Raw genomic sequence first — 16,156 nt, 5'->3', positions numbered from 1 at the left:
TAAATTCCCTCTCCCTGTGGGAGAGGGTTAGGGTGAGGGTTCTTTACTACTGATTCCGCGTGGCTCTGAGCAGCGTCTCCAGCGGGTAAACCGCCGCAATCACCACCTCATCCTGAATTTTCGCCGCGTTATCCAGCTCAGCCTGAATCGACGCAATTTCTTTGTCATCCAGCGTCCCCTGACGCGCCACCAGATCGGTTAAGCGCAGGCCAATCGAGGCCAGCTTGTCCACTTCCTGAATCACCGGTTTAATCGCCCTGAGCTGATAGTTGTTTCCGCTCAGCGCCAGCGCATCGCTGGTATTGCTTTGCCAGCGGTTAAACACGTGGCGCAGCGCATCCGCACTTTCCGTGTCTTCTGCATCGCTGACCAGCCTGTCGACCCATTTATTCATCTGACGCACGGTGGCGCTTTCAGCGCTAAGTGCATCAGCAAAACGGTTGAGCGGCTCAAACTGATGATAATTCCCGGCCTGGAACTTCAGATGCTGGCGGGTGTAATACTGGGCCGGCTCCACTGCCTGCGCGAGGATCAGCAGCGGCAGGCTGTCGCCATTGTTCGCCAGGCGGGTGAAGTACGCCTGCTGCTGGCTGTGCTGCTGAAGCCCCACCGACACCGTCGACCAGCTATCCATCGCCTGCAAACGGGTGTACATGTTGTCGGTATCGTTCACATCCTGCGCCGACCACAAGCGTTCCGCCACGGCAAAGGTGCGCGGCCAGAGTTTAATATCCAGCACAGGTGCAACCACGTTTTCGGCCCACAGCGCGGCTTCGCCACCCAGCAGATTGGCCTGTTGGGCGGCATCTGGCACGACCGGAGCGATACCTTTTGGCACCTCATCCAGCAGCTTGCCGCTGACCGGGTAACGGGCGTTGCCCAGCAGGAAATAGCCACTCAGCGTATCCGTACCCACCGTCACCACCGGGCGCGTTTCGCCCATCCAGGTATCAACGGTAAACGTCACCTGGTCATCGCTACGCCATTCGATATTCTGAACCGCGCGGCGCGACTTGCCGGCAAAATCGATAAATCCTCGCCAGCCGGAATCGCCTTTCACCAGGGTAAAGCTCCCTTCTACTGGTTTGCCTTTCAGGCGCGGCAGGGTGAAGGCCCAGCTCTGTGGGCTGTCGTTATCGCCGATCACATCCACATTGTTTAAGCCCTGCGGCACGATCTCATTACGGTAGTGATAGGCCGTCGACTGTGGCTGGTCGAGATAAAAACCGGTCGAGAGAATGCCTTTGTAGCCCTTATCGGCCACCTGCCCCAGTGCATCCTGCCCTTGCCAGGACTGGATCAGAATGCTTTTTGGCAGGTCGGGATGGAAGATCTCGTCCCAGCCCACCATCTGCCGGTGATGTTTTTCAAGAAGCGTTTCCAGCTTGCGGTTGAAATACGCCTGTAATGCGTGGCTGTCTGCCAGCTTGTTATCACGCATGAATTTCTGAATGGCGGCGTTTTCTTTCCACTGCGTGTCGTCCACCTCATCGCCACCGATATGCAGATACGGATCGGGGAAGATCGCCGCCAGTTCGCTGACCATTGCCTCTGCAAAGCTGTAAGTTGCCTCTTTGGTCGGATCCAGCACCGGCTTCAGCCCCCCCCAGTGGCGTTCCATCTCATAAGGCCCTGGCGCACTCATCAGCTCGGGGTAGGCAACAGCAATTGCCGACGCATGGCCCGGCATGTCGATTTCCGGGACCACGCGAATGCCACGGTCGGTGGCGTAACGCACGATCTCACGCATCTGGTCAGGGGTGTAAAACTGCCCGTCGCTGGCAAGCTGCGTAAGCTTTGGATAGCGCTTCGAGGTAAAGCGCCAGCCCTGATCGTCGGTCAGATGCCAGTGCAGCACGTTCAGTTTTGCCGCCGCCATCCCGTCAATCTGACGTTTGATGTCGTTCAGCGGGATAAAGTGGCGGGCGGAATCAAGCAGCAACCCACGCCACGGGAAACGCGGCGCATCCTCAATGGTGACCCAGGGTATCGCGGTATTTTCTGGTCCGTTCTGGATAAGCTGGAGCAGCGTTTCCATCCCGCGCAGTGCGCCAAAGCGGGTGTTGGCCGAGATATTCACGCCGTTTGCGTCAACCTTAAGCGTGTAGCTCTCATCACTGTCGGGCAGCGGTTGCGGCTTCACTTTTTTAGCGATGTCGATGCGGATGGTGGGTTTGTCTGGCTTATCGGCCTGCGGTCGCAGCGTCCAGCCGGTTTGCAGCGCAATGCGCTGGCGCAGGCGGTTGACCGCGTCACCCAGGTCATCACCGCTGACGATTACAGAGATATTATCGCTAAGCACCAGCGCGCCCTGAGTTGTCGGACGTTCAACCTTTGCAGGCCAGGGCATCAGAGGAAGGTCACCTGCCGGAGCGGCAAACGCAGAAGCGCCGAGCATAAGCCCGGCGGTTAAGAGACTGTACCGTAACATGAATGTTCCTTATTTGACGGGCCAAAAAAGGCAAAACATTCTGTTAACATGCGCTCAATTTGTCGTCAAGCGAATGACGCAACAGAGATCACAGGTTGTCGAATTTGGGAGGAAAGCCAGTTGCCGGGTGGCGGCTTCGCCTTACCCGGCCTACATTCGGATCGTAGGCCCAGTAAGCGCAGCGCCACCGGGCATTTTTTTACTGCCACCCATACCGGCGCGCATAGAACCCTTTCACCATCTGGGTCAGCACCATATAGCCCGCGAGGATCGCCACCAGCCATGGGAAGTAGCTCAGCGGTAGCGCCTGCAATTGCAGATAACTCGCCAGCGGAGAGAACGGCAGCGCGATACCCAGCACCATCACAATCCCCGTCATCACAATCAGCGGCCATGCGGCACGGCTCTGAATAAACGGAATACGACGGGTACGGATCATATGCACAATCAGCGTTTGCGACAGCAGCCCCACCACGAACCAGCCAGACTGGAACAGGGTCTGATGTTCAGGCGTGTTGGCATGGAACACAAACCACATCAGGCAGAAGGTCAGAATGTCAAAAATGGAGCTGATCGGCCCAAAGAACAGCATAAAGCGGCCAAGATCGGACGGGTTCCAGCGCTGTGGCTTCTGGATCTGCTCATCGTCCACGTTATCAAACGGGATCGCCACCTGAGAGACATCGTACATCAGGTTCTGGATCAGCAGGTGCAGCGGCAGCATTGGCAGGAACGGCAAAAACGCACTCGCCACCAGCACGCTGAAGACGTTACCGAAGTTCGAGCTGGCGGTCATTTTGATGTACTTCAGCATGTTGGCAAAGGTACGGCGGCCTTCGATAACCCCCTCTTCCAGTACCATCAGGCTTTTTTCCAGCAAAATGATATCCGCCGCTTCACGGGCAATATCCACGGCACCGTCAACAGAAATACCAATATCTGCCGCACGCAGCGCCGGAGCATCGTTGATGCCATCGCCCATAAAGCCCACCACATGCCCTTCGCGGCGCAGCAGCGTAACAATGCGCTCTTTGTGCATCGGCGTCAGTCGGGCAAACAGCGTGGTGCGCTGGGCAAGCCGGGCCAGCTCATCGTCAGAAAGATGTTCTATCTCGCTTCCCACCACCACGTCGCCGGCATCCAGCCCCACTTCGTGACACACTTTTGCCGCCACCAGCTCGCTGTCGCCGGTGAGGATTTTCACGGTGATACCGCTCGCTTTCAGGGCTTTCAGCGCCGGAGCCGTCGTCTCTTTTGGCGGATCGAGAAACGCGATGTAGCCTTCAAGGATCAGGTCTGATTCATCAATGCGCTGATAATCCCCAACGCGCGCTGGCAGGAATTTGCTGGCCACCGCCACCACGCGCAACCCCTGACGGTTCAGGTTGTCGGTCACGCGTTTGATACGGCGCAGCATGATGTCGTCCAATGGGACGATATCACCGTTGTGCCGTACCTGGGTGCACACATTAAGGATCTCCTGCAACGCCCCTTTGCAGATCAGCTGATGCACATCCTGCTGTTCACTCACCACCACCGACATACGGCGGCGCTCAAAATCAAACGGGATCTCATCCACTTTCTGCCAGCGGCCAGACAGCGCGCGGGCAGACTCTTCACCCACGCCTTCCAGCACCGCAACGTCGAGCAGGTTTTTCAGCCCGGTCTGGTAGTGGCTGTTAAGCCAGGCGCTGTGCAGCACGCGTTCGCTGGTCTTGCCTGAGATATCGGTATGGTTCTCCAGCACGATTTTATCCTGGGTCAGCGTCCCGGTTTTATCGGTGCAGAGGATGTCCATCGCGCCAAAGTTCTGGATAGCGTCGAGGTGTTTAACAATGACTTTTTGCTTAGAGAGTTTTACCGCCCCGCGCGCCAGCGTGGAGGTGACAATCATCGGCAGCATTTCTGGCGTTAAGCCCACTGCAACAGAGAGCGCAAACAGCGCCGCTTCCCACCAGTCGCCTTTGGTGTAGCCGTTAATCAGCAACACAATCGGCGTCATCACCATCATAAAGCGGATCAGCAGCATACTGACGCGGCCAATCCCCTTCTGGAAGGCGTTAGGTTCGCTTTCCTGCTCTGTTACACGCCCGGCAAGTTGGCCAAACCAGGTGTTACCGCCCGTTGCGGTCACAATGGCCTGCGCAGTTCCGCTGACCACCGTGGTGCCCATAAAGCACAGCGTGTCGCATTCCAGCGGGTTCATCTGCTGCGGATCGCGGGTACGTGCCACTTTCTCCACAGGCAGTGATTCGCCGGTTAACGAGGCCTGAGCGACAAACAGATCGCGCGCCTGAATGATGCGCAAATCTGCCGGGATCATATCGCCGGCGGCAAGTTTCACCAGATCGCCCGGAACCAGCTGATCGATAGGCAGTTCAAGCCAGGCGTTTTCGCCCAGTTCGTTAATCACGCGCGAAACGGTGGCGGTGTTGCTGACCATCGCTTTCAGGGCATCGGCCGCTTTGGTGGAGCGGGCTTCCTGAATGAAGTTCAGCAGCGTGGAAATCCCCACCATCAGGGCAATAACGCCTGCGGCAAACAGGTCTTCGGTGGCATACGAGATAATGCCAAGTACCGTCAGCAGCAGATTGAACGGGTTGCGGTAGCAAACCCACAGGTGCACCCACCAGGGCGATGGTTTTTGCGCCGGGATTTGATTGTCGCCATGCTCGGCGCGGGTTTTATCGACTTCGGCTGCATTCAGCCCTTCCGGGTGACCACCAAAGGCGCGCCAGACTTCATTTTCGTCCATCGCCGCCACGTTCAGGCAGCGCTCGGTCAGGGAAGAAGGAATAGCCGCACCCGCCAGATTTTTGGCGTTTGGCATTGGGTCACGCTGGATAAGACGGCGTGGCAGGTGGCGGCTCAGCTGATCAAGCAGCTGCCGGGTGATATTTTTCAGCATAATAAGCTCTCCTGCGCGCGCAGCGGCGAACGCAGATTTGCTGGCAGACACGGTAAATCCGTACCTGGCGGCACTTTAATTATTAGCAGAAACGTTGGGAACGTTGCTGCCTCACATCACCGGTGAGACAGCAAAAGGCTGGCTTACCGAAAAGAAAACGCACTCCCGTTCAGGAGAGGCGTGGGATCGGGATCCATGTAACCTCCGGTAAGTAAAATCGGAATTTCGCCGCGCAATACAGGGAATTAACCGTACCGCTTGTGACGATTCGGGCGGTATTATAACCCCGCGCAAGTAAACCGTACGTAAACCAGACTTTGCCCATAGCAAAATCACGCTATACCATTACGCTCAATTGACGACCGCCGTCGCTGTTACAGGGAATAGAGGATGCAAAATCGCCTTACCATTAAAGACATCGCACGTTTAAGCGGCGTGGGGAAATCCACCGTGTCGCGGGTGCTGAACAACGAAAGTGGTGTCAGCGAGCGCACGCGCGAGCGCGTCGAGGCGGTTATGAATCAGCACGGTTTTTCCCCTTCCCGCTCCGCGCGCGCCATGCGCGGGCAAAGTGACAAAGTGGTCGCCATTATTGTGTCGCGCCTCGATTCCCTGTCTGAAAACCTGGCCGTTCAGACCATGCTGCCTGCCTTCTACGAACAGGGTTACGACCCGATTATGATGGAAAGCCAGTTTTCGCCACAGCTGGTGGAAGAGCACCTGGGAATGCTGCAACGCCGCAACATCGATGGCGTGGTGCTGTTTGGCTTTACCGGCATTAAAGAAGAGATGCTTAAACCCTGGCAGCCATCGCTGGTGCTGCTGGCGCGCGATGCCAGTGGTTTTGCCTCTGTCTGTTATGACGATGAAGGCGCTATCTACACGTTGATGCAGCGCTTATACGATCAAGGCCATCGCCATATCAGCTTCCTCGGCGTGCCCCATGCGGACGTCACCACCGGCAAACGCCGTCATGAAGCCTATCTGGCATTTTGCAAAAAATACGCACTCCCTGCCGCGGCTGCCCTGCCGGGTCTGGCCATGAAGCAAGGCTACGAAAAAGTGGCAGACGTCCTGACGCCGCAAACCACTGCGCTGGTGTGCGCCACCGATACCCTGGCGCTGGGTGCCAGCAAATATCTGCAAGAACAACGGATCGATAATCTGCAACTCGCAAGTGTTGGCAGCACGCCGCTGATGAAGTTTTTGCACCCCGAAATAGTCACCGTCGACCCCGGCTACGCCGAAGCAGGACGCCAGGCGGCGAGCCAGTTGATCGAGCAGATCAACGGCCGTGCTGAACCGCGTCAGATAGTGATCCCCGCGCATATCTCTTAAGCCACATTAACGGATTATTGTGATCTTCGCCTGATTTCGGGAACGTTCCCATTTTCCCCGAAACGCTTAACGAGTAGGCTTGCGTTCAGGTCATTACACCCTTATCCATCTGTCATGAGGTTTCATGATGAGCAAAGTCAAACAAGCTGATATCGACCAGTTGATCGTCCTGGTTGGCGGTCGCGATAACATCGCAACCGTCAGCCATTGCATTACCCGCCTGCGCTTTGTGCTGAACGATCCGGCCAAAGCCAATCCGAAAGCCATTGAAGAGCTTTCGATGGTGAAAGGCTGCTTTACCAACGCCGGGCAGTTCCAGGTGGTTATCGGCACAGAAGTGGGCGATTACTATCAGGCTCTGCTGGCCACCACTGGCCACTCATCTGCTGATAAAGAGCAGGCGAAGCAGGCCGCGCGTCAAAATATGAAATGGCACGAGCAGCTGATCTCGCACTTTGCGGAGATCTTCTTCCCGCTGCTGCCGGCGCTGATCAGCGGGGGCTTGATCTTAGGTTTCCGTAACGTGATCGGCGATGTGCCGATGAGCGACGGCAAAACCCTGGCGCAAATCTACCCGTCACTGAAGACCGTTTATGATTTCCTGTGGCTGATTGGCGAAGCCATCTTCTTCTATCTGCCTGTCGGGATTTGCTGGTCGGCGGTGCGTAAGATGGGAGGCACGCCAATCCTGGGGATTGTCCTTGGCGTCACGCTGGTGTCTCCGCAGTTAATGAACGCTTACTTACTGGGTCAGCAGGTGCCGGAAGTCTGGAACTTCGGTCTGTTCACTATCGCGAAAGTGGGCTATCAGGCGCAGGTTATCCCGGCGTTACTGGCAGGTCTGGCGCTGGGCTTTATTGAGACTCGCTTAAAACGCATCGTCCCGGATTACCTTTATCTGGTGGTGGTTCCGGTCTGTTCACTGATTATCGCCGTGTTCCTTGCCCACGCCTTTATCGGCCCGTTTGGCCGCATGATCGGCGACGGCGTGGCCTTTGCCGTACGTCATCTGATGACCGGTAGCTTCGCGCCGATTGGTGCTGCGCTGTTTGGCTTCCTGTATGCGCCGCTGGTTATTACCGGTGTGCACCAGACCACGCTTGCCATTGATATGCAGATGATTCAGAGCATGGGCGGCACGCCAGTCTGGCCAATCATTGCGCTGTCTAACATTGCTCAGGCGTCTGCGGTAACCGGCATCATTATCGTCAGCCGTAAGCATAACGAGCGTGAGATTTCCGTTCCGGCGGCTATCTCTGCCTACCTCGGCGTGACCGAACCGGCGATGTACGGGATCAACCTGAAATACCGCTTCCCGATGCTGTGCGCCATGATTGGCTCTGGCCTGGCGGGCCTGGTGTGTGGCCTGAACGGCGTGATGGCAAACGGGATTGGCGTGGGTGGCCTGCCGGGCATCCTCTCCATTCAGCCAGCCTTCTGGCAAGTGTTTGCGCTGGCCATGGCTATCGCGATTATTGTCCCGCTGGCACTGACCACCTTTGTTTATCAACGTAAGTACCGCCAGGGCACGTTGCAGATTGTTTAACTTCATCTTTCGGGGCGCAATTGCGCCCCTTCGCATTTGCAGGAACGAACTATGAATACCCTTCCTCAGTGGTGGCAAAACGGTGTCATCTATCAGATTTACCCAAAGAGTTTTCAGGACACAACCGGATGCGGTACCGGGGATTTACGCGGCGTAACGCAGCGCCTCGACTACCTGAAAAATCTCGGTATTGATGCCATCTGGCTGACCCCGTTCTATATCTCTCCGCAGATTGATAACGGCTATGACGTGGCGAATTACACCGCTATCGACCCGGCATACGGCACGCTGGATGACTTTGACGAGCTGGTCGCGCAGGCCCATTCCCGCGGCATCCGCATTGTGCTTGATATGGTGCTTAATCACACCTCGACCCAGCACGCGTGGTTTCGCGAATCATTGAACAAAGAGAGCCCGTATCGCCAGTTCTATATCTGGCGCGACGGCACGCCGGATGGCCTGCTGCCGAATAACTGGCGCTCTAAATTTGGCGGTAATGCCTGGCGCTGGCACGCGGGCAGCGAGCAGTACTATCTGCACCTGTTTGCCCCGGAACAGGCGGACCTGAACTGGGAAAACCCGGCAGTGCGTACCGAGCTGAAAAAAGTGTGCGAATTCTGGGCCGATCGCGGCGTGGACGGTTTACGTCTCGACGTCATTAACCTTATCTCCAAAGATCAGGCATTCCCGAATGACGAGCACGGCGATGGCCGCCGCTTTTACACCGACGGGCCGCGCGTTCATGAATATTTGCAGGAGATGAGCCGCGACGTCTTCGCCCCGCGCAACCTGATGACGGTGGGCGAGATGTCTTCCACCTCGTTAGAAAACTGCCAGCAGTACGCCTCCCTGGACGGGCGCGAACTGTCGATGACCTTTAACTTCCATCACCTGAAAGTGGACTACCCTGACGGTGAAAAATGGACGAAAGCGCAGCCCGATTACGTGGCGCTGAAAACCTTGTTCAGCCACTGGCAGCAGGGAATGCACAACGTGGCCTGGAACGCCCTCTTCTGGTGTAACCACGATCAGCCACGCATCGCGTCGCGTTTTGGCGATGAGGGCGAGCATCGCGTCCCTGCCGCGAAAATGCTGGCGATGGTGCTGCATGGAATGCAGGGCACGCCGTATATCTACCAGGGTGAAGAGCTGGGCATGACCAACCCGCACTTCCGCCAGATCACGGATTATCGCGATGTGGAAAGCCTGAATATGTTCACCGAGCTGCGCGCCGCGGGCCGTGAAGCGGATGAGCTGCTGGAGATCCTCGCCAGTAAATCCCGTGATAATGGCCGGACGCCAATGCAATGGGATGCCTCACCAAACGCCGGTTTTACAGCGGGTGAACCGTGGATTGCGGTCTGCGATAACTACCAGAGCATTAACGCCAGCGCGGCACTGAGCGACCCGGATTCGGTGTTCTATACCTATCAGTCATTGATTGCGCTGCGTAAAACACTGCCGGTACTGACGTGGGGGGATTATCAGGATCTGCTGCCTGAGCACCCAGCCCTGTGGTGCTACCGTCGTCAGTGGCAGGGACAAACCCTGATCGTGGCGGCAAACCTCAGCAATGCATGCCAGCAATGGCAGCCAGACGCACAGAGCGGCGAATGGCAGGTGGTCATGAGCAACTATGCAGAAGCAGCAAACGCACCGCAGGCCATGACCCTGCGTCCGTTTGAAGCCGTCTGGTGGCTTCAGCCATAATTCTCATCACCGGGCATAGCAATATGCCCGGTTTACCTTACTGTTTTTGTTGAATTATTAATCAGATTTTTCCTGCCACAATTTACAAACGCTGTAGCGCCCGTCATTTGTACTCTCGTCTTTTTACTTTGTTCTGAATCAAATAAATCGCAAACATGTTTGATGCAAATCACTATATGTAGCACTTAAAATGCACGCCGACCCAACATCTTGTATTTATCGTCTACTATTCCAACAACAAGACGGCGACTCAGCTCTCCGGAATTGTGGATAACAACTGTCGGGAACGAGGGAAGTGACTGGGCTATCAATACATCAGCCCGGTGTAGTCTTCTCCACCTCTGTGGATAACCTGTTTTTAAAATGGAGTGATCATGACACCGCATGTGATGAAACGTGATGGCTGTAAAGTGCCGTTTAAATCAGAGCGCATCAAAGAAGCCATTCTGCGTGCAGCTAAAGCAGCGGGAGTCGATGACGCAGATTACTGCGCCACCGTCGCAGAAGTCGTTAGCAGCCAGATGAACGAACGTAGCCAGGTGGATATCAGCGAGATCCAGACTGCTGTTGAGAACCAGCTGATGGCGGGCCCATACAAGCAGCTGGCCCGCGCTTACATCGAATACCGTCACGACCGTGACGTCCAGCGCGAAAAACGTGGCCGACTGAACCAGGATATTCGCGGCCTGGTGGAGCAAACCAACTCTGCGCTGCTCAACGAAAACGCCAACAAAGACAGTAAAGTCATTCCTACCCAGCGCGATCTGCTGGCCGGTATTGTTGCCAAACACTATGCGCGCCAGCACCTGCTGCCGCGCGATGTGGTTTCCGCGCACGAACGCGGTGAGATCCACTACCACGATCTCGACTATTCGCCGTTCTTCCCGATGTTCAACTGTATGTTGATCGATCTGAAAGGCATGCTGACCCACGGCTTTAAAATGGGTAACGCCGAGATTGAACCGCCAAAATCGATCTCCACTGCCACAGCGGTGACCGCCCAGATTATCGCGCAGGTTGCCAGCCACATTTACGGCGGAACCACCATTAACCGTATTGATGAAGTGCTGGCTCCGTTTGTCACGGCGAGCTTCAAAAAACACCGTAAAACCGCCGAAGAGTGGCAGATCCCGGACGCAGACGGCTATGCGCATTCACGCACTGAAAAAGAGTGCTACGACGCATTCCAGTCGCTCGAATATGAAGTGAATACGCTGCATACCGCAAACGGCCAGACCCCGTTTGTGACCTTTGGCTTTGGCCTGGGTACCAGCTGGGAATCGCGCCTGATCCAGCAGTCCATTCTGCGCAACCGTATTTCTGGCCTCGGCAAAAACCGCAAAACCGCCGTGTTCCCGAAACTGGTGTTCGCTATCCGCGACGGTCTGAATCATAAGTTTGGCGATCCGAACTACGACATCAAACAGCTGGCGCTGGAATGCGCGAGCAAGCGTATGTACCCGGACATCCTGAACTATGACCAGGTGGTGAAAGTCACGGGTTCGTTCAAAACGCCAATGGGCTGCCGCAGCTTCCTCGGCGTGTATGAAGATGAAAACGGCGAGCAGATCCACGACGGGCGTAACAACCTGGGCGTGATCAGCCTTAACCTGCCGCGTATCGCGCTGGAAGCCAAAGGCAATGAAGCCGCTTTCTGGACACTGCTGGATGAGCGTCTGCAACTGGCCCGTAAAGCACTGATGACCCGTATTGCGCGCCTGGAAGGGGTGAAAGCCCGCGTCGCGCCCATCCTCTATATGGAAGGGGCCTGCGGCGTGCGTCTGAAAGCGGACGATGACGTATCAGAAATCTTCAAAAACGGCCGTGCGTCAATTTCGCTGGGTTACATCGGCATTCACGAAACCATTAACGCGCTGTGTGGCGACACGCATATGTACGATAGCAACGCCCTGCGTGAGAAAGGCGTCGCTATCGTCCAGCGTCTGCGCGATGCGGTTGACCAGTGGAAAGATGAGACGGGCTACGGTTTCAGTCTGTACAGCACACCAAGTGAAAACCTGTGCGACCGTTTCTGCCGCCTCGACACCGCGGAGTTCGGCATTGTGGAAGGGGTAACCGACAAAGGTTACTACACCAACAGCTTCCACCTGGACGTTGAGAAAAAGGTAAACCCGTACGACAAGATCGACTTCGAAGCGGCTTACCCACCAATCGCCAGCGGTGGTTTCATCTGTTATGGCGAGTACCCGAACATCCAGCACAACCTGAAAGCGCTGGAAGACGTGTGGGATTACAGCTATCAGCACGTGCCATATTACGGCACGAACACGCCAATCGACGAGTGCTACGAGTGCGGCTTCACCGGTGAGTTTGAGTGCACCAGCAAAGGCTTCACCTGTCCGAAATGCGGTAACCACGATGCGGCCCGTGTTTCCGTCACCCGCCGCGTATGCGGTTATCTTGGCAGCCCGGATGCACGTCCGTTTAACGCCGGTAAGCAGGAAGAGGTGAAACGCCGCGTGAAACATTTAGGGAATGGGCAGTTAGGTTAAGTTTTTCGCCGGATTTTCCCCCTCACCCTAACCCTCTCCCTCAAGGGAGAGGGAACCGATCGAGTACAATGTTGAGCCTGACTCCGTTTTCTCCCTGTGGGAGAGGGCCGGGGTGAGGACATCAGGTTAACGTTATGAACTATCACCAGTACTACCCCGTCGACATCGTCAACGGCCCCGGTACCCGCTGCACCCTGTTCGTTTCAGGTTGCGTTCACGAATGCCCGGGCTGCTACAACAAAAGCACCTGGCGTGTAAATTCCGGGATGCCATTCACCCAGGAGATGGAAGACCGGATCATCAACGACCTGAACGACACGCGCATTCACCGCCAGGGCATTTCGCTGTCGGGAGGCGATCCGCTGCATCCGCAAAATGTACCGGAGATCCTGAAGCTGGTTAAACGCATTCGCCGCGAATGCGCGGGAAAAGATATCTGGGTATGGACGGGCTATAAGCTGGATGAACTGAACACCGCCCAAATGGAGGTGGTGGATCTGATTAACGTGCTGGTCGATGGCAAATTCGTGCAGGATTTAAAAGACCCGGCGCTTATCTGGCGCGGCAGCAGTAACCAGGTTGTGCATCACTTGCGGTGACTGAAGGCGGATATCCTCTATCCGCCTTCATCTCAAAACCGGCTCAAACTCTCCATCGCCACTGCCTTAAACCCGGCGAAATCCTTACAGCCGCAAAGCCGTGTCATTGCCCGTTCGCGCAGGAAGGTGACAAAAATATCGTAGATCGCCATTGCCTCTTCATACTCGCTTTTGCTTATAGCGAGCAGGAAAATCACATGCGCGGTTTCATCGCCCCACGGGATGCCGTGCGGCGCCAGCACCGTATAGACCACGGTTTTCTGCGCCAGCAGGCCCAGGGAGTGCGGCAACGCAATTCCTTCGCCGAGCATGGTGCTGACAATAGCCTCACGCTCGACAACGGAATCGAGAAACTCCGCGCCAACAAAGCCTTCGCTTTCAAGCTGCCCACACAGTTCACGGAACAGCGTCTGCTGGTCGATGGGTTTATCGATAATGCGGAAATGAGCGGCGTCGAAGTATTTATCCAGCATCCACGGGCGAGTGCGGTCCACCAGCACCAGCTTGCCGATTTGCTCCAGCTGGTAGTCGGTCGGGAACGGGGCGATCATCACCACCGGTTTCGCCTTTTCGCTGATACGGGCGGTGGAGATAACAAAATCTTCGCTGAGGCTTTCTGCCTGCTCGTACTCACGCAGTGTGAGGGTGCGCGTCACCTCAATCTGCGGATATTTACGCTGGAGCACCGCTTCAATCATTCTCACCATCGCGTTGCCCGCATCGCAAACCAGCAGCACACGGGGCTGGCGCTGGTAGCCAATGTTGTAGTGGCGCTCAAGCCCCACGCCGATATGCAGCACCAGGAAGCCAATCTCGTTTTCGCTGATCACATACGGCGTGTATTTGCCCCAGCTTGATACCGCCGCCAGGGTCATGTCCCAGGCCATCGGGTAGTGCTGTTTGATGTTATCCAGCAGCGGATTGGGGATCATAATTTGATACCGCACGCGGGTGATCATGGTTTTAATGTGCGTGAGTAAGTCTGCGTGCAGCTGCTCATCACTGAGCAGGTTGTAGTTATAGTGGGTGTTGATGTAGCGCAGGATGTAATTGACCAGCGCTTCATCATCGTCGGCGTTGATGGCACTTGGGGCGATCTCCTGGATCTGGCGCGCGGCAATGTGCACGCAAAGCCAGCTCTCTTCCGAGGGGGCAAGCGCCTTACCCGCCAGCTGTTGAATGGTCACCGCGATGTCTTTCGCTGCTTCCCGCACGTTCTCTTCCACATCTTCCGCGTGGAATTCAGGCAGTGGATAGCCTTCACTGATACGGCGAACCGACACCGCGCAGTACAGGCGCAGGAACAGTTCGCCTTCGTCCGTCAGGCGGATGTGGTGGCGGGTTAGCACATCATGCAGCACCGTGACCATCTGTTCAGGAACGCCCGCATTCAGCGCCACTTCGGTGACCAGCGGGTTCAGACTGTCCTGCTGTGCCAGCTCCCAGAGCAGGTCGGTCAGACAGGCGCGGGTCGCCATCTCGCTGCCAAACAGCTTCATGCCATGGCGCGGGCGGGTTTCCAGGGTCAGGTTGTAGCGGTGGAACCACTCGCGCACTTCCACCATGTCGCTTTGCAGTGTGGCGCGGCTGACAAACCACTCGTCTGCCAGATCTTCAAGCTTGAGCGAAAAGGCCGACGTCAGAAAACGCACCACCAGATAGTGCACCCGCTCCGGCCCCGTACGGGGAATACGCAGCGCACGCGGATGAGAATCCTGTAGCTGCTGATAGCGCGCCGCATCGTCTATTTTGAGCTGGTAACCATTACCCCGGCTCAGAATAAACTGTGCGCCGTGGCTCGCCAGCAGCGCATTCAGGGCTGTGATATCAGCACGGACGGTACGCGTGGACACCGACAGCCGCTGCGCCAGCTCGTCCTGTGGCAGCGTTTCGTTTTGCAACAGTTCGAAAAGTTGCGCTAAACGTTGGTTCGGGAATCGCACGTCGTTGTCCTCTTACGGCTCAGGGAGAAGGTGAAATAACCATCTGGGATGGGCTGCCAACCGGCGTATAGTCCGGTTCGAAGCTGAGTTTGCCGTCTTCCGCTACGCGGTATCGGGTGATGTTGTCGCTGCGCTGGTTCATGACGTATAGCCAGCGCCCTTGTTTATCCAGCGTCAGCGAGCGCGGGTAATCACCACGCGTCCAGACATCGTCCTGATGCGTCAGCGTGCCATCAGCTGTTACGGTAAAGTGCCCGATGCTGTTATGCAAACGGTTAGCCACATACAGCTGTTTACCGTCTGCGCTTAACACCAGCCCGGCAGCAAAACTGGTGCCTTTATAGCCTGCGGGCAACGCCGAAAGCGTTTTGCCCTCTTTCAGGGTGCCATTTGCATTCACGACATAATGGGTCAGCGTAGACGCCTCTTCGTTAATCAGCCACAGGGCATCACCTTTTGGCGTAAAGACGAAGTGGCGCGGCCCGGCACCTTTTGAGGAGGCGCTGATAAACGGTGGATCGTTCGGCGTCAGCTTTCCGCTTTGATCGTCAAAACGGTACTGGTAGATACGATCCAGCCCCAGATCGGTGGAAAAGACATACTTCCCGCGAGGATCGGCGGCGATCATGTGCGCATGTGGGCCATTATGATCGCTTACCGCAAAACTCCCCTCCGCAGCGGCTTCCGGTTTTGCCGCCCCTGGCTCACCCTGATCCTGATGGGTGTCCGATGCGTCGCCCAGGCTGCCATCCGCTTTCACGGGCAACACGGCGATGGAGCCACTCACATAGTTTGCCACCAGCAGATGACGGCCATTGGGCGTTAAAGAGAGATAAACCGGGCCAGCCCCACCGGAAGCCACCTGATTTAATTCGCTTACCGCACCGTTATCCCCCACGCGTAATGCCTGCACCACGCCCTGCTCCACTTCGCTTGCCACGTACAGCGTTTTGCCATCGTGCGAGACGGTGAGCTGCGCTGCATTGGGCAGTTTGCTGACCAGCGTTTTGTTGGCGAGCGCCCCGGTTTGCGGGTCAACGGTAAAGCGGTATAGCCCTTCGCCGTTGGGGTTGTAGGTTCCCACCCAGGCGTATTGCGGCTGGGCGATGGCGGCGGTGGCGAGCACTGAGAGTGAAGCGACAAGCAGGCTACGGGTGTGCATGGTGGC

Annotated in this window: 9 protein-coding genes; 5 read left to right on the top strand and 4 right to left on the bottom strand. The window is 56.4% G+C overall.

Annotated elements, in window-relative coordinates:
- Positions 1 to 46 precede the first annotated feature (46 nt).
- Together ACS603_RS21195 and mgtA are read right to left on the bottom strand one after the other, a co-directional pair.
- Positions 47 to 2,431: a beta-N-acetylhexosaminidase gene (locus tag ACS603_RS21195; RefSeq protein WP_474944894.1), complete on the bottom strand. Its 2,385-nt coding sequence runs from the start codon at positions 2,429 to 2,431 to the stop codon at positions 47 to 49.
- Between the two features lie 199 nt (positions 2,432 to 2,630).
- Complete coding sequence (gene mgtA / locus ACS603_RS21190) at positions 2,631 to 5,339, bottom strand: magnesium-translocating P-type ATPase (protein WP_315687705.1); 2,709 nt, start codon at positions 5,337 to 5,339, stop codon at positions 2,631 to 2,633.
- A 390-nt stretch (positions 5,340 to 5,729) separates the two neighbouring features.
- Here mgtA and treR point away from each other — a divergent pair, with 390 nt between their 5' ends.
- The 5 genes from treR to nrdG all read left to right on the top strand — a co-directional run bounded on the left by treR (position 5,730) and on the right by nrdG (position 13,045).
- The gene (treR, locus tag ACS603_RS21185) at positions 5,730 to 6,677 is read left to right on the top strand and encodes a trehalose operon repressor TreR (RefSeq protein WP_474944893.1); all 948 of its coding nucleotides are present in this window, start codon (positions 5,730 to 5,732) and stop codon (positions 6,675 to 6,677) included.
- Between the two features lie 127 nt (positions 6,678 to 6,804).
- Positions 6,805 to 8,223, top strand: coding sequence for a PTS trehalose transporter subunit IIBC (gene treB / locus ACS603_RS21180; protein ID WP_182063517.1), 1,419 nt, complete (start codon positions 6,805 to 6,807; stop codon positions 8,221 to 8,223).
- A gap of 51 nt (positions 8,224 to 8,274) precedes the next feature.
- A complete protein-coding gene (gene treC / locus ACS603_RS21175) occupies positions 8,275 to 9,933 on the top strand; it encodes an alpha,alpha-phosphotrehalase (protein ID WP_315687704.1) in 1,659 nt (552 codons plus the stop codon).
- Between the two features lie 374 nt (positions 9,934 to 10,307).
- Positions 10,308 to 12,446 (top strand): anaerobic ribonucleoside-triphosphate reductase, encoded by a 2,139-nt coding sequence (gene nrdD / locus ACS603_RS21170; protein WP_474944892.1) that lies wholly within the window; start codon positions 10,308 to 10,310, stop codon positions 12,444 to 12,446.
- 134 nt (positions 12,447 to 12,580) lie between these two features.
- Positions 12,581 to 13,045, top strand: coding sequence for an anaerobic ribonucleoside-triphosphate reductase-activating protein (gene nrdG / locus ACS603_RS21165; RefSeq protein WP_014068679.1), 465 nt, complete (start codon positions 12,581 to 12,583; stop codon positions 13,043 to 13,045).
- 32 nt (positions 13,046 to 13,077) lie between these two features.
- On the opposite strand, the gene ACS603_RS21160 is transcribed toward nrdG, so the two are convergent.
- Together ACS603_RS21160 and ACS603_RS21155 are read right to left on the bottom strand one after the other, a co-directional pair.
- Positions 13,078 to 14,988 carry a BglG family transcription antiterminator gene (locus ACS603_RS21160; protein ID WP_182059383.1) on the bottom strand — a complete coding sequence of 637 codons (1,911 nt, stop codon included), beginning with the start codon at positions 14,986 to 14,988 and terminating at the stop codon, positions 13,078 to 13,080.
- Positions 14,989 to 15,007: 19 nt separating this feature from the next.
- Positions 15,008 to 16,150: a lactonase family protein gene (locus tag ACS603_RS21155; protein ID WP_474944891.1), complete on the bottom strand. Its 1,143-nt coding sequence runs from the start codon at positions 16,148 to 16,150 to the stop codon at positions 15,008 to 15,010.
- Positions 16,151 to 16,156 lie beyond the last annotated feature (6 nt).

It is taken from the genome of Enterobacter sp. Li2LvB3 (assembly GCF_056156645.1).
The sequence above is the reverse complement of the archived record's forward strand: the minus strand, read 5'-3'. Positions and strand labels throughout refer to the sequence as shown.